15 protein-coding genes are annotated in these 20429 nt (G+C 62.3%); 11 read left to right on the plus strand and 4 right to left on the minus strand.

The window, feature by feature from the left end; all coding sequences use genetic code 11:
* Positions 1–114: 114 nt before the first annotated feature.
* Positions 115–1728, minus strand: a complete 1614-nt coding sequence (locus MRX98_RS17735; protein ID WP_246913168.1) for a CAP domain-containing protein — start codon at positions 1726–1728, stop codon at positions 115–117.
* 256 nt (positions 1729–1984) lie between these two features.
* Here MRX98_RS17735 and MRX98_RS17740 point away from each other — a divergent pair, with 256 nt between their 5' ends.
* From MRX98_RS17740 to MRX98_RS17750, 3 genes are read left to right on the plus strand one after another with little or no spacing between them, the layout of a single operon-like run.
* A complete protein-coding gene (locus tag MRX98_RS17740) occupies positions 1985–3007 on the plus strand; it encodes a transposase (RefSeq protein WP_246913170.1) in 1023 nt (340 codons plus the stop codon).
* A 13-nt stretch (positions 3008–3020) separates the two neighbouring features.
* Positions 3021–4403: an FAD-binding oxidoreductase gene (locus tag MRX98_RS17745; protein WP_246913172.1), complete on the plus strand. Its 1383-nt coding sequence runs from the start codon at positions 3021–3023 to the stop codon at positions 4401–4403.
* Positions 4404–4406: 3 nt separating this feature from the next.
* A complete protein-coding gene (locus MRX98_RS17750) occupies positions 4407–5732 on the plus strand; it encodes a (Fe-S)-binding protein (RefSeq protein WP_246913174.1) in 1326 nt (441 codons plus the stop codon).
* A gap of 109 nt (positions 5733–5841) precedes the next feature.
* Here the strand turns inward: MRX98_RS17750 and MRX98_RS17755 are convergent, their stop codons facing one another.
* From MRX98_RS17755 to MRX98_RS17765, 3 genes are all read right to left on the minus strand, one after another.
* A complete protein-coding gene (locus MRX98_RS17755) occupies positions 5842–6261 on the minus strand; it encodes a type II toxin-antitoxin system VapC family toxin (RefSeq protein ID WP_246913176.1) in 420 nt (139 codons plus the stop codon).
* On the minus strand, positions 6258–6509 hold the full coding sequence (locus MRX98_RS17760) for a type II toxin-antitoxin system Phd/YefM family antitoxin (protein ID WP_246913178.1): 252 nt from the start codon (positions 6507–6509) through the stop codon (positions 6258–6260). The genes MRX98_RS17755 and MRX98_RS17760 overlap by 4 nt, the downstream gene beginning before the upstream one ends.
* A gap of 65 nt (positions 6510–6574) precedes the next feature.
* A complete protein-coding gene (locus MRX98_RS17765) occupies positions 6575–6790 on the minus strand; it encodes a cation efflux transmembrane domain-containing protein (RefSeq protein ID WP_246913184.1) in 216 nt (71 codons plus the stop codon).
* Between the two features lie 234 nt (positions 6791–7024).
* On the opposite strand from MRX98_RS17765, the gene MRX98_RS17770 reads away from it, so the two are divergent.
* The 8 genes from MRX98_RS17770 to MRX98_RS17805 all read left to right on the plus strand — a co-directional run bounded on the left by MRX98_RS17770 (position 7025) and on the right by MRX98_RS17805 (position 20423).
* Positions 7025–8668 carry an FG-GAP repeat domain-containing protein gene (locus tag MRX98_RS17770; RefSeq protein ID WP_246913185.1) on the plus strand — a complete coding sequence of 548 codons (1644 nt, stop codon included), beginning with the start codon at positions 7025–7027 and terminating at the stop codon, positions 8666–8668.
* 39 nt (positions 8669–8707) lie between these two features.
* Entirely contained in the window at positions 8708–9490 is a 783-nt protein-coding gene (locus MRX98_RS17775; protein ID WP_246913187.1) for an MBL fold metallo-hydrolase, read from the plus strand.
* A 209-nt stretch (positions 9491–9699) separates the two neighbouring features.
* Complete coding sequence (gene uvrA / locus MRX98_RS17780; protein ID WP_246913189.1) at positions 9700–14988, plus strand: excinuclease ABC subunit UvrA; 5289 nt, start codon at positions 9700–9702, stop codon at positions 14986–14988.
* Between the two features lie 130 nt (positions 14989–15118).
* Positions 15119–15535, plus strand: a complete 417-nt coding sequence (gene tssE / locus MRX98_RS17785; RefSeq protein WP_246913190.1) for a type VI secretion system baseplate subunit TssE — start codon at positions 15119–15121, stop codon at positions 15533–15535.
* Between the two features lie 6 nt (positions 15536–15541).
* Positions 15542–17272 (plus strand): type VI secretion system baseplate subunit TssF, encoded by a 1731-nt coding sequence (tssF, locus tag MRX98_RS17790; protein WP_246913192.1) that lies wholly within the window; start codon positions 15542–15544, stop codon positions 17270–17272.
* Entirely contained in the window at positions 17236–18315 is a 1080-nt protein-coding gene (tssG, locus tag MRX98_RS17795; RefSeq protein ID WP_246913194.1) for a type VI secretion system baseplate subunit TssG, read from the plus strand. The genes tssF and tssG overlap by 37 nt, the downstream gene beginning before the upstream one ends.
* The gene (tssK, locus tag MRX98_RS17800; protein ID WP_246913211.1) at positions 18309–19706 is read left to right on the plus strand and encodes a type VI secretion system baseplate subunit TssK; all 1398 of its coding nucleotides are present in this window, start codon (positions 18309–18311) and stop codon (positions 19704–19706) included. Before tssG ends, tssK begins: the two co-directional genes overlap by 7 nt.
* A gap of 3 nt (positions 19707–19709) precedes the next feature.
* Complete coding sequence (locus tag MRX98_RS17805) at positions 19710–20423, plus strand: DotU family type IV/VI secretion system protein (protein ID WP_246913213.1); 714 nt, start codon at positions 19710–19712, stop codon at positions 20421–20423.
* The last annotated feature ends 6 nt before the right edge of the window (positions 20424–20429 follow it).

Here is a 20429-nt window from a genome sequence, read left to right on the forward strand (position 1 = left end):
TGTCAATCTTTTATCCTTTTGAAATACCAGGAAATCCAAAATTCCACTGTCGAACTTCAGTTATACTGATTTTTATGCCGGCACCGGATCCGTCGTCAGGGCGCAAACCGACATTCATTGATGACCTGATGGTGCCCCGCAACGTGAAAGCGACTCCACAAAGCAACCGCCGCTGGAACCTCCCGAATCGCCTTGTGCGGCGGATGGGGTGGAACGGACAACAATGGTGACGGTGGCAGGCGCCGATTGGTACTCGCCATCGAAAGCGGTATAAGTGAAATGATCTTCACCTGTGAAACCCGCAGCCGGCAGGTAGGTGAAGGCCCCGGTGGGATCCAGGGCGAGGGTGCCGTGTTCCGGCGGTGTGACCAACGCCACCGCCAGGGCATAGGGATTGTCGAGGTCGTCGTCGTTTTCCAGAACCCCGGGGGCTGGGACATGTAGCTGGCCGCCCGCGTCGCAGTCGTAGAAAATATCGTTGGCAATGGGGGGGGCGTTGTCAGGCGCGGTGACGGTGATCCAGCGTGTGGCGCTATCGGCGCCGCCGCTGTCATCTCTGACAGTCAGGGTCACCGCATAGTATCCAGCGGCTGAAAAGGTGTGTTGCAGGGTGATGCCCTCGGCGTTCTGGTCGAAGCCCAGGGTCCACTCGTAGGTGAGCGGGTCGCCGTCCGGATCGTTTGATGCGCCGGCGTTCAGGTGCACTATAAGTGGTGCGGCGCCTGTGGAGGGATCGGCGGCAAAGTCGGCGCGGGGGTTTCGATTCATTGCGGGGCATTGGGATACCGTATTCAAGCGACCGAAGTTCTGGGTCCAATAGTATCCGCTGGCCACGTAGCCCACTCCCAGGTCACAAAAGTGCTGGTTCAAAATGTTTTGGCGGTGGCCCGTGCTGTTCATCCAGGCGAGCACAACCGTTTCTGGCGTCCGATACCCCTTGGCGATGTTTTCGCCGTAGGTGCTCCATGCATATCCGGCCGCCGTAATTCGCTGGCCGGCTGTGCGTCCATCCTGGCTGGTGTGGGAAAAGTAGTTGTTGTCGGACATGTCCCGCGAGTGGGCTCTTGCGCTGGCGGCCAGGCGATCGTCCGCCGCAAGGGGCAGCCGGTCATGCTTGCTCCGTTCCTGATTGACGAGGTCCAGGACCGCCTGCTCTTCACCGTTCATCGCGCTTCTGGCGGAAAAATGTCTGTCCGGTGTTTCCATTGCAGGGTCTTGGAACGAATTCAGCGGATCCGGGCAAGGGGCGGTCGGTTGGATTGCCCCATCCATCTCCTGGACCACATGCAACGCATCGGTCAAAGGGCGCAAATCGAAGCGGCGGCCATCCACCCGGATCATGGCCGAAGCGTTAGGCCCATGGACCACCAGGGTGACCCGGCTTTCGGGATCTCCCTCGATGCGGCCAAACCAGGTCAGTCCGCCGTCGTCCCCTGATTCGTTCCAGAGCATGGTGGCGACATATTGTCGATCCTCGAACAGATCGAGCCGGATGCGCTCAGGCACCGCGCTGGCGAAGAGCTGCGCATCCAACCAAACGGTGCGTTGGCGGAGAACCACATCCGGATTGATCGGCAAGGCATTCACCTGGCCTCGGGGTGCTTCGCGCAGCAAAGGTGCAGCGGAATGGTTGGCCAGGCCCGATCGGTCGGGACCCGCGACACCCCACAAAAGGGCGAGCAGGAGGGGCAGGCAAAGACGGCGGTACCAAGGCATCAGAAGCGGCATTTGCATTCACTTTCGTATTGGATTGAGAATCGATGCATTAATTCCCAGCAATTTTGGTGCCTGTTTTTGGTGCGCGCTTTGTGACACGCTCTGATGAGCGCCAAAGCACCACCGGCAGCCAGGCGGGTGATTCAATCGTACGTACCGCAATGGCCGTCGCAATTATAGCGTAAACCTTCCATTTTTGCCAGAGAAAGGGGACGCCCTTTATATTTTTACATTTACAAATCCATTCAAAGCATGCTAACCAATCGCCATGCCCAGACAATCCAGAATAGATGCGCCGGGAGCGGTGCACCACATTATTGCACGCGGGATCGAGCGCGGCCAGGTCTTCCGTGACGATCAGGATCGCGACTTTTTTCTCAAGCGGTTCGGCGAACTGATTCTTGAAACCAAGACGAAATGTTTTGCCTGGGCCTTGATTCCCAACCATTTTCACCTATTGCTCAAAACCGGCGAAGTTCCGATCGCATCGGTCATGCGCCGATTGATGACCAGTTACGCGATAAGCCACAATCTGCGCCATCATCGAAGCGGGCATTTGTTTCAAAACAGGTATAAATCGATACTGTGCCAGCAGGATGCGTATTTAAAACAGCTGGTGCGTTATATCCACCTGAACCCGCTGCGGGCAGGCTTGGTAAAGGATGCAGACACGCTGGACGGATATCGCTATTGCGGCCACAGTGCTCTTATGGGCAAGAATGTCAACGGCTGGCAATCGGTCGATGAGGTGTTGGCGCTTTTCGGCGGCAAACCTGCAGCGGCCCTGCGAAGCTACCGGGGCTTTATTGAAAAAGGGATTGATCTGGGTCGGCAGCCTGAACTTGTCGGTGGCGGGTTGGTGCGCTCCGCCGGTGGTTGGGAAGCCGTTCGATCCCTGCGCAAAGCCGGCATTTTTCAAAAGAGCGACGAACGGATTTTAGGTGATGGCGATTTCGTTGAAGCGGTTTTGTCGGATGCCCGGGAGGTCACGGATAAAAGATATGCGCTTGCTGCAAAGGGTGTTACTTTCAAAGATGTTATGGCGGCGGTGTCCGACCTGCTTTGCATTCAACCTGAAGCGTTGTTCGGGCCATCGAAAAACAGGACCATTGTAAAGGGCAGGGCGCTTCTTTGTTACTGGGTTGTGCGGGAACTGGGGGTTTCGATGACAGAGCTTGCCGACCGGCTCAAGATCGCAGTGCCAACCGTGAGCGTAGCGGTGCGAAAAGGGGAGAAAATCGCCATTGATGATGTTTTGGAATTAACGGAACTTTTAAATGTAAAAATATAAAGGGCGTCCCTCTATGGATAAACAGGTGGTGCGGCGGTTTGAGAAAATCGTGGGGGCCGGGAATGTGATGGCCGAAGAGGCTGATCGCCAGGCCTATGCCTATGATGCGGCCGTGCTCGATTCCGTGGTGCCGGCCCTGGTCGTTCGGCCGGAAACGGTGGCGCAGCTTGGGCAGGTGGTGGCCCTGTGCAATGAAAGCGGCCTGCCGCTGACCGTGCGCGGATCCGGCACCAACTTGAGCGGCGGCACGATCCCCAGCAGTACCGAATCCGTGGTGGTGGTCACAAACGGGTTGGCCCGGATTCTGGAGATCAACACCGAAGACCTTTATGCAGTGGTGGAGCCCGGGGTGATCACCGCGCAATTTGCGGCTGCCGTGGCTGAAAAGGGGCTTTTTTATCCACCGGACCCCGGCAGCCAGACCGTGTCCACCCTGGGCGGCAACGTGGCGGAAAACGCCGGCGGCCTGCGCGGGCTCAAATACGGGGTTACCAAGGATTACGTCATGGGGGTGGAATTCTTCGACGTCAACGGCGAGCTGGTCAAATCCGGCGCCAGGACGGTGAAGTGTGCCACGGGATTCAACCTGTCCGATCTCATGGTGGGATCGGAAGGGTTGCTGGGGGTTTTTGCCCGCCTTATCCTCAAACTCATTCCCCCGCCCAAGGCGTCCCGGGCCATGACCGCGGTGTTTGATTCGGTGGAAAAGGCGTCCGAGACGGTGTCCGCCATTATTGCAGACCGCATCGTGCCGTGCACGCTGGAGTTTCTCGACAACTTCACCATCCGGACGGTGGAGGATTTCCGGCATGCGGGGCTTCCCGTGGATGCCGAGGCCCTTTTGCTCATTGAGGTGGACGGGCACCCGGCCGAGGTGGCCGAAGACGCGGAGAAAATCCTGGAAATCTGCCGCAAAAAAGGCGCTGTGCAGGTTCAGGCGGCCGGTTCGGTCGAGGAAAAGGAGCTGATCTGGCAGGCCCGGCGCGATGCGCTGCCGGCCTTGGCGCGCTTGAAGCCCACCACTGTGCTCGAGGATGCCACCGTGCCCCGCAGCCGCATTCCGGACATGGTCAAAAAAATCAAGGAGATCAGCCGGATCTACAATCTGGACATCGGCACTTTCGGTCATGCCGGTGACGGCAACCTGCATCCCACCATTTTGACCGACAAACGCAATCATGAGGAATTTGCCCGCGTGGAAAAGGCCATCGATGAGATTTTCGAGGCGGCCCTGGCCATGGGCGGTACCCTTTCCGGCGAGCACGGCATCGGTCTGGCCAAGCGCAAATACATGGAAAAAGAGACCAGCCGGGGTACGATTTTCTATTCCCGCAAACTCAAGCAGACCTTCGACCCGAAAAATATTTTGAATCCGGGCAAGATGTTCGGAGCGTAGCCCATGGCGGATATCGCTGAACTGGTGCGGCTATTAAAAGCGCTTGAAGACGATCTGGTCTCCTGCACCCGCTGCGGCATGTGTCAGGCCGTCTGTCCCCTGTACGGCGAGACCGGCCGGGAAACCGATGTGGCCCGGGGTAAACTGGCTCTTGTGGAAAACTTGAGCCGGGAAATCCTGGACAACCCGGAGGCGGTCAAAGAGCGCCTGGACCGGTGTCTGCTGTGCGGCTCCTGCGCGGCGGCATGCCCGGGCGGGGTGCCGGTGTTGGACCTGTTCCTGAAGGCCAGGGCCATTATCACCGGATTCCTGGGCCTTTCGCCCCTTAAGAAAGCGATTTTCCGGGGCTTTTTGTCCAACCCGGATCGCTTCGACCATCTTATGCAGTGGATGGGCCGCCTGCAGGGTCCGTTTACCCGCAGCGTGAACGAAACCCTAGGATCTTCATGTGCCCGGTTCATGTCGCCCCTGATCGGCGACCGGCATTTCATGCCCATTGCCGCCGCGGCCTGGCACAAAAAGGCAAGCCGGGACTTTTCAGGTCCCCGGCAAAGCGGCCGCACCCGGGTGGTGTTTTATCCCGGATGCCTGGTGGACAAGGTTCTGCCGCAGGTGGCGGATGCGGCCATGGAGGTATTTGCATTTCACGGCGTGGATGTGCATGTGGCCGCCCGGGCGCCCTGTTGCGGGATCCCGGCCTTATCCGGAGGGGATGTGCAGACCTTTTCCCACCTGGTGCACAGCAACATCCGGATATGGCGGGATCTGGATTTTGATTATCTTGTCACACCCTGTGCCACCTGCACGTCCACGATCTCAAAGCTCTGGCCTGCGATGCAGGTTTATATCGGCGGCGATTCCGCAAAAATCGAAAAACAAATTTCCGAAATTGTCGCCAAAACCCGGGATATCAACGCGTTCCTGGTGGATGTGGTGGGCGTGCAGGCCAAAGCACCCGCAGGGGGTCAAACCGTGACCTATCATGATCCCTGCCATTTGAAAAAATCTTTGGGGATTGCCGAACAGCCCAGAACCCTGTTGGCGGCGAGCGGTTCGGTGCGGCTTGCGGAAATGGCCAATGCGGACCGGTGCTGCGGCATGGGCGGCAGTTTCAACCTGGCCCATTATGAATTGTCCAAAAAAATCGGTGCCAAGAAACGCGACGCCATCCTGGCCACAGGTGCCGATGCCGTGGCAACGGGATGTCCGGCCTGCATGCTGCAGATCATTGATCTGCTGTCCCATGCCGGAAGCAATGTTGCGGTCAGGCACCCCATTGAAATATACGCCCGCGCGCTTCAGGTGGAGAATAAGGAGGAACCGTCGTGAACAGAACAGCGCTCGCAACGCAATTCGGGCAAAAGGCGAAAGCTGTGCGAGCTGCCGCCGGAACGATGTCCCCGGGGGGCCATAATCGTAAGTTCCAGGGTACGTCCAATTACCCCCAAGGATTAAGCAGCTTCACACCGCTTTGCGCTATATCGGTTCCGTTTCGGGTTACAACTGTTAAATCATGGGCGATTCCCGTGGCAGCGATCAGGGCGTCGATGGCCAGCATCGGTTTCCCTTTTTTCTCCGCGAGACACTGAATCTTGCCCCATAAGAGGGATACGTCCATATCTATTCCGATGATTCGGTTTTGAAACCGGGTTTTTAATTCATCCTCAATCCAAACCCGTAATGTTTCCTTTCTTTTTGATCGAGGCAATTTTTCAATGCCTTTGTGTATTTCCCCAAAAGTAAGAACAGAAACATAAAAATGGGTCTCGTTTTCACTCAGAACCCAATCCACGACTTTTTGATTCGGCTCGGACTTCGCCAGTTCTGAAATCAAACAGGTATCAAGGAGATAATTCATAATTCGATGTCCCTGGAAACGCTTTTATCACGTTCGGTGTCAATAGAGGTCCTCGATAAAGGAGACCTTTGAATGAATTGAACCAGGTTGGATTTTGGCTTGACAATCTTTCGATACTCTTCCACCGAAAGTACTACGACAGATTCTTTCCCATGTTTGGTAACGTATTGAGGCCCTTCCAATCGTGCTTTTTCAACAAGCTGACTGAATTTGTTTTTCGCTTCTTGCAATTGCCATTTCTGCTCCATACAAGCCTCCTCGGACTCCTATTCTATCCAGACTGTCTAGACAATATGTCCTTTGTTCGGCATTGTCAATCTCGAATGCGGATCGGCTGGGGGCTGACCAGCCGCTGCACCGACTCCGCGGCGATCATCAGGGCCACGACGGCCAACACGACGGCGCTGGTGAATCCGCCCAGGACACCGATTTTGCCGGTGCCGAAGGTGTAGCGGGGGTTGGCGGCATGTTTGCGCGCGAGGCGATAGGCGACGACGGTGATGCCCAGGGCCGCGGCGTGGGTGCCCATGTGCCAGCCGTCGGGGGCACCCTATCTTTTCGACCGAATGAGAGGCAGCGGCAGCGTTCGCCGGATGCCGTTGAAGAAGGGCGCCATTGGCCGCGCCATGGCGCGATGATGCCGGATGAAGGGGCTTGAATGAAATCTTAAGTGATTCACCCAAGGTGTTTCGTTGATTTTGATTGATTCGATGCAAAGCTACAATTTATGATTCAGACTGTTTTGATCCCAAGGGAGGCGGTTATGGTTTTCTTAATTGGCGGATTTCCGAACACCCGAACCTGCAAGGGCAATCAGTGCACCTCCGGCGTGTGGTGGTTTGCCGTGGGGCTGATTGTTGCCCTTGGCCTTGTCTTTGGTTGTTCCGGCGGTGGGACGGCAGACAACAGCGCTCAGAAAGACGGCGTGGCGACGGAGACGATACCGTCGGCGGTATCGCTGCCGGTATTGCGCCAAACGCTGCCGGCCAGTTGGGATGAAAACTGGTTCGCGTCAACTGCCGTGTTCGATTTGACGGGCGACGGCCGTCAGGAGATCATCGCCGCCCGGCACAGCGTGCTTTATGTGTGGACTCCTTCGGGGGAGATGCTGTGGCGTGCACCGGTGGGCGAGTCGGCTACTTCGGCCAACGATCACGGCCTACACCGTCAATACGCCTCGCCGGTGGTGGGCGACCTGAATGGCAACGGTGCGGGCGAGATTGCGATCGCCTTCAGCAACAGGGTGGCCCTTTATGACCACAAGGGCGATCTCCTGCCGGGTTGGCCCCAAGCGTTTCCCGACGCCGAGGACGAAATCCGCTCCATTGCCGCCGTGGATCTGGACAATGACGGGCTGTTGGAGATCCTGGCCCAGAAGACGGGACCGGGGCCGGTCACCATGGCGTGGCGGTTGGACGGGACGATGGTGCCGGGCTGGCCCCAGGCCGTGGATTGCGCTGAGTGCAATCAGTATGGCGGATACAATCAGAACATCGGTGCCGCCGACCTGACCGGCGATGGATTGCCCGAGGTGGTCAGCACCTACGATTGCAGCTATGTGGGGATCATGAGCAGCGACGGTACGCCGTTGCGGGCCGATACGTCCCTCTACACCGGCCCTTATGTGAGCAGTGTGCCGATGTTTCATGACATCTCCCTGGCGGCCCGGGGCTGGGGGGCCGACGGGAGCGACCGGGATGAGTTCACCGCTTCGCCGCCGGTGTTCGCTGATATGGACGGGGACGGGATACTGGATTTGATCGTCTACTCGGATCGCGAGCGCGCCGGCGAGCCTGTGGTGCGGGGCAACTGCCTGTGGGCTTTCAAGGCCGACTTGACCCGGGTGCCGGGGTTCGAAAACCCCATCTGTTCCGGCGAACCTCTGTCGGTCGATTATCGGAACAATATCGTGCGGATTTGTCCGGCCCCGGCCGTGGGGCAGTTCACCATTGAGCGCCGTCCCGCCATCGTCGTTCCCTCTTATGATGGCGTGATGCGCTGTTACGGCGCCGCCGGCGCACTGCTGTGGGCCTACCGGTTCGATGCGCCGGGGGGGCATTTCATCGGCGCATCCGGGGCCGCCTTGGGGGATCTGGACGACGATGGGATTCCCGAGGTGGTGTTCACCACCTATTCTACCGCCCAAGGTGTGTCTCACTTGATTATCCTGAATGCCGCCGGCGCCCTGCTACATCGGGTGCCCATTCCGGGCCGCGGCGCCATGAGCGTTCCGACGTTGGCGGATGTGGAAGGCGACGGTATTCTGGAGATCGTCATATCGCTAAAGGATCAACTCGGTGGCGGTTTGGGGGGCGTTCAGATTTACGATGTGCCATCGGCCGTGGCGGGATATCTGCCCTGGCCGACGGGGCGGGGGAATTTGTTGCGCAACGGTCAGGGGTATTAGGGCGCGGCCAATATACAGGTTCGCTTTTCAGTGGTCCGCATGCGGTTCGACATCGCCGGTCGCACCTTTCTGATCGATCCATACTTTTCGCGGATCCGGCGTCTCAAGGCGGCGATCGGGGCCATCCTGCCGGATCGCGCGGCCGTTGCAGCCGCCTTGCCCGCGGTGACATCCGTGTCTGCGATCATTGTCGGCCACACCCATTTCGATCATGCCTTGGATGTCCCGCTGATCGCCGCCCAGAGTGGTGCAACGGTTGTCGGCAGCCGTTCGCTGGACACCTTGATGGCCCTGAGCGGGTTGCCGGGGCGGACGCAGGTGTGCCGCGGCGGCGAAACGGTCGGCCTGGGTCCGGATGCCGCGGTCCAGATGCTTCCCTCGGCCCATGGGTTGGCGGTGATGGGCAAGGCGCCCTTCGGCGGCGAGATCCGGGCTTCCGGCAGATTCCCCATGCGGGCGGCCGGCTATCGGGCGGGCATCGTTTTCGCCCCTTTGCTCCGGTTGCGGGACAGGACCTTTTTGCACATCGGCAGTGCCAATTTCATTGCTGCGGCGCTTGCGGGCCGGTCGTGCGATGTGCTGTTTCTGTGTGTGCCGGGGTGGAAGCGCGCCGAGGGGTACCCCGGGCAGGTCATCACGCTGACACGGCCGCAAACGGTGGTGCTGTTTCATTACGATGATTTTTGCGCGCCCATCCCCCCGCGGGGTGGGCCTAAACGGCTGCCCTTGCTGGATATGGCGCGCCTGGCCGACAGGATTCGCCGCCATGCGCCCGGGATCGAGCTGTTGATGCCGGAAGTGGGCGCGCGGATGGTTTTTTAGTGGTCTGAATCAAATCCCCCCCTTCCTTCCATGCTGGTCGCGCGCCTGCCTTGGCATCGGATTGCAGCCATCCCGGCCGCGCAGTGGCCTTCCCGCCTTTTGCACCGCAAATTTGCCTTCAGCCGATGCCAAATGGGCGATGGGGTCTTATATTGCCCATCGGCTTTTTGTGTGATGCGGCGCTATCTGAACCTGCACGGAGTGGATCGATGCTTGATTTCATTGGTATTCGCGGGGCCCGGCAGAACAATCTCAAGGGTTTCGATCTGGATATTCCCCTCAACCGCCTGACGGTGATCACCGGCGTGAGCGGTTCGGGCAAATCTTCCCTGGCCCTGGACACCCTGTATGCCGAGGGCCAGCGGCGTTACGTGGAGACCTTCTCCCCCTATGCGCGCCAGTTCATGGACCGCATGGACCGGCCGCGGGTGGACGCCATCCTGGGGGTGCCGCCGGCCATCGCCATCGACCGCAAGGACCCTGTTCGCACCTCCCGTTCCAGCGTGGGCACCATGACCGAGCTGACCGATTACGTCAAGCTGCTCTTCGCCCGCCAGGGGGTGCTGCATTGCGACGGCTGCGGGCAACCGGTGCACCCCGACGGCCCCGAACGGATATGGCGCCAATTGATATCACGGCACGGGGGGCAGCGGGTGGTGCTCACTTATCCCTTCAGGGTCAACGGGGACCCGGCCGGGGTGCGCAAGGAGCTGCTGCGCTTGGGCTATGACCGGGTGTGGGACGGGCAGGCGGTTCAGGATTTGAATGCCCTGGCCGATGCCGATTTGCCCGATCCGCTGGACATGGTGGCCGACCGGGTGGTGGTGCGCGATGATCAGCGCCAACGGCTGATCGACTCGTTGGAGAGCGCCCAGCGCATGGGCGGCGGCCGGGTGGATGCCTGGCCGGCAGGGCAGGGGCGGCAGTCCTTTTCCGACCGGTTGCACTGTCCCCGTTGCGACATCGCCTACATGCCACCGCTGCCGGGACTTTTTTCTTTCAACAGCCCCCTGGGGGCCTGCGACACCTGTCGCGGCTTCGGGCGGGTGATCGACATGGACCTGGACCTGATCGTTCCCGATCCCGATCTGTCCCTGGCCCAGGGGGCCATCAAGCCGTGGGGCGGGGCGGGCGACAAGCGTTTCGAATACCGCGACCTGCGCGATTTCTGTCGCCGCGCCGGTATCCCCATGCACAAGCCGTTCAAGGCGCTGAGCGCGCAGCAGCGCCGGGCGGTCATCGAGGGCACCGATGATTACTACGGCATTCGCGGGTTCTTCAAATGGCTGGAGGGGCGCACCTACAAGATGCACGTGCGGGTCTTTCTGTCGCGTTACCGCAGCTACGACCTCTGCCCCGACTGCCAGGGGGCGCGTTTCAAGCCCGAGGCCTTGCGTTTCCGCGTCGCCGACCACACCATCGCCGCGCTTTACGCCCTGAATGTGGACCAGGCCCTGACCTTTTGCGAGGCGCTGACCGGCCGGGGCTGGGACGCGGCCACCCGCCTGGTGCTGGACGAGATCCTGGGGCGGTTGCGCTATTTGCGGGATGTGGGGTTGGGGTATCTGACCCTGGACCGCCAATCGCGCACCCTCTCCGGCGGCGAGGTGCAGCGGGTGGCGCTGGCCTCGGCCCTGGGGGCCTCCTTGGTCAATACCCTCTATGTGCTGGACGAGCCCAGCATCGGCCTGCATCCCCGCGACAATCAGCGCCTGATCGCCATTTTGCAGCGGCTGCGGGATCTGCCCAACACCATCGTGGTGGTGGAACACGATCCGGCCATCATGCAGGCGGCCGATTTGCTGCTGGACATGGGGCCCCGGGCCGGCGAGGCGGGTGGTGAAGTGATGTACTTCGGGCCGCCGGGCCAAGCCGGTGATTCCTTGACCGGCCGCTATCTTTCCGGCGCCCTGACTCTGCCGATGCCGGACAAGCGGCGCGCCCTCCGCCGCGATCACCGGCTGAAGGTGCGCGGCGCGGCCGAGCACAACCTGCAGCAGATCGATGTGGATATTCCCCTGGGGCTGTTGGTGTGCCTGACCGGGGTGAGCGGTTCGGGCAAATCGACCCTCGCCGAGGAGGTGCTCTACAAGGGGTTGCAGCGGCTCAAAGGGGCCGGCGAAGGACGGCCCGGGCGCCACGACGCCATTTTGGGCGCCGAGCGGATCAAGGCGGTGGAACTGGTGGACCAGCGGCCCATCGGCCGTACACCGCGGGCCAACGTGCTCACCTACACCAAGGCCCTGGACCCCATTCGGCACCTGCTGGCCGGCACCGATGCGGCCCGGGAAAAGGGGTTCGGGCCCGGCCACTTCTCCTTCAACGTGGCCGGCGGCCGCTGCGAGACCTGCAAGGGCGAGGGATTTGAAACGGTAGAGATGCAGTTTCTCTCCGATGTGCTCATCTCCTGCCCAGACTGCCAGGGGCGGCGCTTCAAGCCGGAAGTATTGGAGATCACCTGGGAAGGGCTGGGCATCGACGCCATTCTGGCGCTGACCGTGGATCAGGCCTTGGATCTCTTCGCCGCTCACCCCAAGATCACCAAGGCCCTGCAGCCGCTGGCCGAAGTGGGGCTGGGATATCTGCGCCTGGGACAGCCGCTGTCCACCTTCTCCGGCGGCGAGGCGCAGCGGCTCAAGCTTTCCCGCTATCTGGGGCCGGGGGGGCGCAACCGTCTGTTGATCTTCGACGAGCCCACCACCGGGCTGCACTTCCACGACATCGCCATTTTGTTGAAGGTCTTGCAGCGGCTGGTGGACCAGGGCGGCAGCGTGCTGATCATCGAACACAACCTGGATGTGATCCGGGCCGCCGATTGGGTCATCGACCTGGGGCCCGAGGGGGGTGACGGCGGCGGCCGGGTTGTGGCGGCCGGCCCGCCGGAAACGGTGGCGGCCGTGACCGACTCCCACACCGGCCGTTTCCTGCGCGCCGCCCTGGCCGGCAGCCACACGACTGTCCCATCGGCAAAACCCGCGGCGTTGCCCGCCGCGGCGGCGGGCGACGGCCGCGCCATCCAGGTGCGCGGGGCCCGCGAGCACAACCTGCGCAACATCGACCTGACCATTGCCCACAACCAATTGGTGGTCTTCACCGGGGTCAGCGGCTCGGGTAAATCCACCCTGGCCTTCGACATCCTCTTCGCCGAGGGGCAGCGCCGCTACTTGGAGAGCCTGGCACCCTACGTGCGCCAGTACATGAAAATCCTCGAGCGGCCCGAGGTGGATCTGGTCAGCGGGCTGTCGCCCACCGTGGCCATCGAGCAGCGCATCAGCCACGCCGGCCGGCGCTCCACCGTGGCCACCCTCACCGAGGTGTATCACTTCCTGCGCCTGCTCTTCTCCAAACTGGGCACGTCGCACTGCCCGGGGTGCCGGCGCCCCCTGTCGCGTCAGACCGCCGCGACGCTGCACCAGCAGGTCCAGGCGCGCCACGGCAAGGGCGATGCCCTGGTGCTGGCCCCCAAGGTGGCCGGCCGCAAGGGGTTTCACAAGGCTTTACTGGCCCGCGCGCTCAAACAGGGGTATGCGCAGGCGCGCATCGACGGTCGGGTGGTCGCCCTGACCCCCGGCATGGCCCTGAGCCGCTACCACGAACACACCATCGACCTGGTAGTGGGAACGGTGCCCCGGGGTCGCGGCGCCGCCCGGCGGCTCGGCGAGCTGCTGGACCGGGCCTTGCAGGAGGGGGACGGCAGCCTGATCGCGCTGGCCGGCAACGGCGCCGAGGAGCTGTTCTCCCTGCATGGCCGCTGCCCGTCCTGCGGCATCAGTGCCGTGCAGGGCGATCCACGGCTCTTCTCCTTCAACTCCCCCCGGGGGGCCTGTCCCACCTGCGAAGGGCTGGGGGTCTTGGCAGCGGATGGCCCGGACAACGGCGACGCGCCGACCATCTGTCCCCAGTGCCGCGGCAGCCGGCTCAAACCCGAAGCCCTGGCCATCACCGTCCAGGGTCGCACCATCTGGGATTTGGTGCAACAGCCGGTCGCCGACCTTGTCGGCACCCTGGCCGGCCTCGCCTTTCCCGACCACCAGCAGCCCCTGGCGACGCCCATCCTCGACGAGCTGGCCACCCGTCTGGCCCTGATGCAGCGCCTGGGGCTGGGCTATCTTTCCCTGGCCCGTTCGGGGGAGACCCTTTCCGGCGGCGAGGCCCAGCGGGTGCGCCTGGCCGCGCAACTGGGCTCCAATCTCACCGGTGTCACCTACATTCTGGACGAACCCACCATCGGCCTGCACCCCCGGGACAACCACATCCTGGTGGACGCCCTGCGCGATCTGCGCGACCGGGGCAACACCATCATTGTGGTGGAGCACGACGAAGAGACCATCCGCGCCGCCGACACCCTGGTGGACCTGGGACCCGGGGCCGGCACCAATGGCGGCCAGGTGGTGGCCATGGGCACCCTGGCCGATCTGCGCCGGGCAACGGCCTCGGTCACCGGCGCGGTGCTCGATCAGGGCCGGGCGCGGATCGACAGCCGCCTGCGCCCCTGCCGGCGCACCCCGGCCCTGAAAATCATCGGCGCCGCCGCCAACAACCTGCGGCGCATCGACGTGCGCATTCCTCTCAACCGCCTGGTGTGCGTCACCGGGGTGAGCGGCTCGGGCAAATCGAGCCTGGTCAAGGCCACCCTCTACCAGGGCCTGCAGCGCAAGCTGCGCGGACGTGCCCCGGACCCGGCCGTCTGCGCCGATATCCAGGGCTTCGCGCCCCTGACGCGGGTGCTGGAGGTGGACCACAGCCCCATCGGGCGCACGCCCCGCTCGGTGCCGGCCTCCTACGTGGGCTTTCTGACCGCTGTCCGCAACCTGTTCGCCCAACTGCCCGAAGCCCGCGTCCGGGGTTACGATGCCGCCCGCTTCTCCTTCAACGTGGAGAGCGGCCGCTGCCCGGCCTGCAAAGGCCAGGGGCGTCCCAAGGTGGAGATGGCCTTTCTGCCCGATGTCTACGTGCCCTGCGACGTGTGCGCCGGCGCGCGCTTCAACGCCGAAACCCTGGCCGTGCGCTACAAGGGCCACACCATCGCCGACGTGCTGACCATGACCTTCGCCGAAGCATTGCAGTTCTTCTCGGCCATCCGCCCCATCCGCCAGGCCGTGCAGTTCGTTTGCGACATCGGCCTGGGGTACCTGCAACTGGGCCAACCCAGTCCGACCCTCTCCGGCGGCGAAGCCCAGCGCATCAAGATCGCCCGCGAAATGGCCCGCCCCGCCGCCGGTCACACCCTCTACATCCTGGACGAACCCACCACCGGCCTGCACCCGGCCGACGTCCGGCTGCTGCTGGAAGTGTTGCAGCATCTGGTGGACCAGGGCCACAGCGTGCTGATCATCGAGCACAACCTGGACATGGTCAAGGCCGCCGATTACATCATCGATCTGGGACCCGAGGGTGGCGACGGCGGCGGCCGGGTTGTGGCCGTGGGCTCGCCGCAAGAGCTGCTGCGCAAAACCGCCCGCTCCCATACCGCGCAATGCCTGCGACGCTACCTATAGGGCGTGCAAAGACGGCATCCAAATCATCGACCAAGATAAATGGATTGTGGTTTTCGACTGAACGCGGTAAGTTTGCAGAACCATATACGAAGTTGCTTTTCTGCGAACCTCGGCGGGAGAATGGGGGGCGATGCGAGGTAGACGGCTGCTGGAAAGATTGCGCACCATGGAGAAGGACCCGGAATGGCGGGGCACATCGGACCCGCAAACCGTTATCGCGTCAGTGTTGGCACACCTGGGAAAGATTCTCAACACCCGCCAGGGCAGCGCCCCCACGGCCATCGATCTGGGCATGCCCGACTTTACGATCCTCTCCGGCGCCCTGGACGCCGATTCCCTTCCTGCAATGGAAGAGACCCTCACTCAGGTCATCTCCCGCTACGAGCCCCGCCTGGTGGATGTCAGGGTCTATTCCGATCCCCTGCCGGATCGACCGTTCATGGTCACCTTCAAGCTGACGGCCAAGGTGCAGGTGGAAGACCGCAAATTGCCCGTGGTCTTCGAAACCCTGCTTGACGCCGACGGTCATATTACAGTGTCGGAGTAATATCCAGTGATTGGAAAATACTACCAGCGGGAATTGGCCCATCTGCGCCGGCTCGCTTTGGAATTTGCCGCCGCGCACCCCGCATTGGCCCCCATGCTCAGCGGCCAGTCCACCGACCCGGACGTGGAGCGCCTGCTCGAGGGCACCGCCTTTCTGTCTGGGTTGCTTTACGAAAAAATGGACGACGATTTTCCGGAAATCGTCCACGGCCTGATTCAGCTCCTCTTTCCGCACTACCTGCGACCGGTTCCGTCGGCGACCCTGATTCGCTTCACCCCCAAACGCAGTTTGAGCGAGACCCTCGTGATCAAAAAAGGCGCGGCCATCAACTCGGTACCCGTCGAAGGCACACGCTGCACCTTCACCACCTGTTACGATGTGGCGCTCTCACCCTTGTCCGTGGCCGCGGTCGGTTTCAGCACCCCGGGTGGCGGCCGGGGTCTGCTGCGCCTCGATTTGCGACTGGAAGGCATGGCGCTGGAGGCGTTTACATCCGATTTTCTCCGGTTCCACCTCGGCGGTATTTATGCCGAGGCATCGCGGCGCTATTGGCTTCTTTTCAGCCGGTTGCGCGATGTGCGGATCGTCGCTGCCAACGGTCAACCCGTCTCCCTGGGACGCAAGGCCGTGACCCCCGTGGGCTTCGGCGAGGAGGAGCGCCTGATGCCTTACCCGGACCGCTCTTTTCCCGGTTTTCGCCTGGTGCAGGAATATTTCGTCCTGCCGGAAAAGTTCCTCTTTTTCGATGTGAACGGTCTGCATCAGTGGCGCGGACGGGGAGGGGGGGCGAGCTTCGCGCTGGAGTTTGAATTCGCCGATTTGCCGCAGGATTTGCCGCCCATGGCGCTGGCGCATTTCCAGCTGTTTGTGATACCCGCCCTGAATCTGTTTGCCCACCATGCCGACCCCATTGTGTTGGACCACCAGAAGGCGGAATATCCCATACGGGCCAGTGGCGAGGATCCGCGCCATTATCAGATTTACGGCGTAAACAAAGTGACCGGCATTGCCCGGGGCTCCGTCCGGCAGCGGGCTTACAGCCCCTTCGAACTGTTCAACCCCCGGGTGACCGCCAACCCGGTCTATGCCCTGCACCATCGCCTGTCGTCGCTGGATGGCCATGCCGAACTGCACCTTTCGGTGGCCTACCCCGGCGGCGCAGCGGAACCGGAGGTGGAGACCCTTTCGCTGGAGATCTTGTCCACCAATGGCGCCTTGCCGGAAATGCTGCAAGCCGGGGATGTGCGGGTGGCCACCGAATCCTCCCCGGAGTTGGCCGATTTCACCAATACCCGGGCGCCCACGGCACCGGTCCAGCCGCCCCTGGGCCGTAATCTGCTCTGGCGTCTGTTGTCCCATATCTTTTTGAACTACCTGTCGGTGGCTGCCGCGGACAATCTGCGGGCGGTGCTCAAACTCTATATTTTCACCGAAACCCGGGATCGGGGTGCGGTGCTGGCCAACACCCAACGCGTGGACGCCATCTCCGGACTGGATGTGCGCGCCTCGGATCGCTTTGTGGAAGGCCATCTGCTGCGCGGCCAGGAGATTCTCCTGCGCCTGGACCCGCAGGGGTTCACCGGAGAAGGCGACATGCATCTGTTCGGCGCGGTACTCGATCATTTTCTGGGCAATTACGCGGCCATCAACGCCTACACCCGGCTGACCGTCGAGGACACTACTGGCAAGGAGCGCTTCACATGGCCGATGCGTCTGGGCGACCGGACCCTCCTGTAAACGCCGGCGGTCCGCAGGGTGTGCCCCGCAGGACCACGGTGCTGGAACAATTGCTGGCAAACCCCGGTCGGTTTTCCTTCACCCAGGCCGTGCGGTTGCTCAAGCAAGCCTACGGGCCGCAGGAGGACCACGGCAAGCGCACCTTTCTGCGTGATCAGCTGCGGGTGCGCGCGGATCTCTCCCTGGGGTTTCCGGGCAACGATCTGGTGGCCATTGCTCCCATTGCGCCGCCTGATGGCGCAGCGCCGACGGATGCCGCCCGGTTTCGCATCACCGCCGCCTTTCTCGGGCTCTATGGTCCCTCATCGCCGCTGCCCACTTATTACACCGAGGAACTGCTCGACGAGCAGAGTGACGACGGGAGCGTCGACCGGGATTTTATAGATATATTCAACCACGGCTTCTTTACCCTTTTTGCCCTGGCCGATGGCTACTTCCACTTGAGTCGGCGGGTGTGCGAGGAGAACGATCAGGAGATCCTGGCGCGCCTGTTCGCTTTGGCCGGGCTGGGGCATCGCGAGCTGCTCAACGATGCCTTGCGCGACCCCGGCGCCCTGCTGCGGGCCACCGGGCTGCTTTCCCAGTTTCCCCGTTCCGCAGCCGGTTTGCGCGGCTTGGTCGCCGACCGTATCGGCGCGCCGGTGCGGGTGCGCCAGTGTGAACCGCGAACAGCGGCGATCCCGGAAGACCAGTGCTGCCGGCTGGGGCGGGAAGAAAACGCGCTGGGTGACGCCGCGTGGCTCGGATTTCACACCGCCGATGCCATGGGAAAAATCGCCATCCACATCGGGCCCCTGGACGCCCGGCGCTACCGGCGGTACCTGCCCGGTGGGCCGGATCGTGACGATCTGCTGCTGCTGATCCGGTTTTACTGCACCCAACCCCTGGTTGTCGATTTGGCCTTTTTTCTATCGCCGGGCGAGGCGCAACCCGGGCGGCTGGGCGAAGAACACTGGTCCCGACTCGGCTGCGATGTCTGGCTCGATCCCGATTCCCGGGCGGAAACCGAGGCGCAATTCCCCGAAGGAGATTCATCATGGTAGACCGTCCTGTATACTGGCACCAGGGCCTTTTTCTGCAACCCCATCACTTCCAGATCCTGGAGCAGCGGATGGCCGACGCCCTGGCACCGATGGTCGCCCATATCACGCCGTACTTCTGGGGGCTGGCCTCGGGTGCCGTGAACGCGGCGGCCCTGGCCGCCGGGCGGTTGGAATTGGACGGGATCAGTGTTCTGTTTCCCTCCAGCCCCGAAATGATCACCCTGCCGGGCAATGCCGTGTGCGCCGGGCGGCAGGTATCCGTTGCATCGATCCCCGTGGACGGCACCCTGACCGCTTATGTGGGCATCCGCAGCGCCAAACCGGGTGAAGTGAATGTCACCGTGGCCGACACCCCCGCCGAAATGGCCGCCGCGGCCACCCGCATGGCGGTTCCGGTGGCACCGGAAGAGGTCGCCAATCGGTATGGTGACGGCCCCCCTGCCAAAGTGCGTCGCATGACCTATGTGTTGCAGCTGGTGCTGGAAACGGAACTGGACCAGGCGGGGGATCTCGACCTGATTCCCGTGGCATGCCTGACACGCCGCGGGGAGGGCATGGCGTTGGATCCCCATTTCGTGTCGCCCTGCCTGAACCTTTGCGCCTCTCCGGTGCTGGCCACCCTGCTGCGCGCCATCCGGGACCGTGTCCTGGGCAAGGCCCGGGAACTCGAGGGGTACAAGAATCTTTCGGCGCGTGGTGCGGCGTCCGGGGATTTCACCTTGTTGTTGATGGGGCTGCGCACCCTCTCGCGTTATGCCGCCCGGCTGGACCATGCAGTGGCCGCCCCCTGCCTCTCTCCCTGGCAGGCCTACGGTATGCTGCGGGAGCTGGTGGCCGAACTCTCGGTCTTCTCCATCACCATCAGCGCCCTGGGAGAAAATGGAGCGGATGAACAACGGTTGCCCGAATACGGCCACACGCATTTGGGCGAGTGCTTCCGGGCCGCCCACGACCTGATTGTTCAGTTGCTCGAGGGCATTTCTGCCGGACCGCGCTTCGTAACCCGGTTCGTTTTCAACGACCCCTATTGGACGGCGCAGATACCGCCCCAGGTGCTGGCCGAGGCCCGCACCGCCGCCGGCGACTTCTGGTTGGTGCTCCATTCTCAACAGATGGGGCCCGATGCGATGCGCGAATCGATCGCCCGCCGGCTCAAGCTATCGCCCCCGGGCGGCATGGAATCGTTGCTGGTGCGGGCTTTGCCGGGCCTCCCCCTGAGCCTGGCGCAGGGAACCCCGCCGGGCATGCCCCGCATGCAGGGCGTTGTGTACCTGCGTATCGAACGGGAAAGCCCGCTGTGGTCCGAGGTGGAGCAAAAAGGCCGGCTCGCCATGCACTGGACCGATGCACCCGAGGATCTGGACGCCCAACTGGCCCTTCTGGCGAGGTGACTCATGGCCTTGATCGATCACTATATCGCACCCCTGGCCTTCGCGGCCCTGCTGGCATCCGAAGAGAACCTGGCCGATATTCCCTACGATATCGCCCGCGACGATATGGACCGGCTGCTGGATCAGGCGGTGGGCAAAGCGCGCCTGGAAAACCCGGAGCAGGCGGACAATGCGCTTTTCGCCGTGTGTGCCTATGCCGACGAAGTGTTGTTGGACTCGCAATGGCAGGGGCGTGATGCATGGATGCGCCGCAAGCTGCAGGAGGCCCGTTTCCGGACGGCCAATGCCGGTCTGGAGTTCTACGAACGCCTGGAAGGAATTTACAGCGCGGGTTCCCGGGATGCAGGGGACGACCGGCATACGGAAGCCCTGGATGCCGGCCGGCGGGAGGCGCTTGAAGTCTATGTCACCTGTCTGACCCTCGGGTTCCGGGGACAGTACGGCGATGCACAGGGACGCAGCCGCGTGGACCAACTGACCGAAGCCAACTTGCAGCGGGTGCTGGCGGATGACGCGGCGCCGGATGGCCGGCTCTTTCCCGAAACATACGCCGCCGGGTTTCCAGCCCCCGCGAAATCCCGTTTCAAACCGGCCGTGAAAGCCGCGCTCTTCTTTGGCGGCCCTTTGCTGACGGCCATCGGCGTTTATGCTTTCTACACTTATCTGCTCTCGGCGTTTGTCGGGCAGTGGGCAAGAGATTTAGGTGTGCCGTTTTAAGCTTTC

It is taken from the genome of Desulfatitalea alkaliphila, assembly GCF_022968795.1.
Taxonomy (GTDB): Bacteria; Desulfobacterota; Desulfobacteria; order Desulfobacterales; family Desulfosarcinaceae; genus Desulfatitalea; species Desulfatitalea alkaliphila.

Excerpts from the sequence above, each read along its gene's own strand:
- MRX98_RS17735 (WP_246913168.1), bottom strand. The coding sequence starts at position 1,728 with ATGCCGCTTCTGATGCCTTGGTACCGCCGTCTTTGCCTGCCCCTCCTG.
- MRX98_RS17740 (WP_246913170.1), top strand. The coding sequence starts at position 1,985 with ATGCCCAGACAATCCAGAATAGATGCGCCGGGAGCGGTGCACCACATT.
- MRX98_RS17745 (WP_246913172.1), top strand. The coding sequence starts at position 3,021 with ATGGATAAACAGGTGGTGCGGCGGTTTGAGAAAATCGTGGGGGCCGGG.
- MRX98_RS17750 (WP_246913174.1), top strand. The coding sequence starts at position 4,407 with ATGGCGGATATCGCTGAACTGGTGCGGCTATTAAAAGCGCTTGAAGAC.
- MRX98_RS17755 (WP_246913176.1), bottom strand. The coding sequence starts at position 6,261 with ATGAATTATCTCCTTGATACCTGTTTGATTTCAGAACTGGCGAAGTCC.
- MRX98_RS17760 (WP_246913178.1), bottom strand. The coding sequence starts at position 6,509 with ATGGAGCAGAAATGGCAATTGCAAGAAGCGAAAAACAAATTCAGTCAG.
- MRX98_RS17765 (WP_246913184.1), bottom strand. The coding sequence starts at position 6,790 with ATGGGCACCCACGCCGCGGCCCTGGGCATCACCGTCGTCGCCTATCGC.
- MRX98_RS17770 (WP_246913185.1), top strand. The coding sequence starts at position 7,025 with ATGGTTTTCTTAATTGGCGGATTTCCGAACACCCGAACCTGCAAGGGC.
- MRX98_RS17775 (WP_246913187.1), top strand. The coding sequence starts at position 8,708 with ATGCGGTTCGACATCGCCGGTCGCACCTTTCTGATCGATCCATACTTT.
- uvrA (WP_246913189.1), top strand. The coding sequence starts at position 9,700 with ATGCTTGATTTCATTGGTATTCGCGGGGCCCGGCAGAACAATCTCAAG.
- tssE (WP_246913190.1), top strand. The coding sequence starts at position 15,119 with ATGCGAGGTAGACGGCTGCTGGAAAGATTGCGCACCATGGAGAAGGAC.
- tssG (WP_246913194.1), top strand. The coding sequence starts at position 17,236 with ATGGCCGATGCGTCTGGGCGACCGGACCCTCCTGTAAACGCCGGCGGT.
- tssK (WP_246913211.1), top strand. The coding sequence starts at position 18,309 with ATGGTAGACCGTCCTGTATACTGGCACCAGGGCCTTTTTCTGCAACCC.
- MRX98_RS17805 (WP_246913213.1), top strand. The coding sequence starts at position 19,710 with ATGGCCTTGATCGATCACTATATCGCACCCCTGGCCTTCGCGGCCCTG.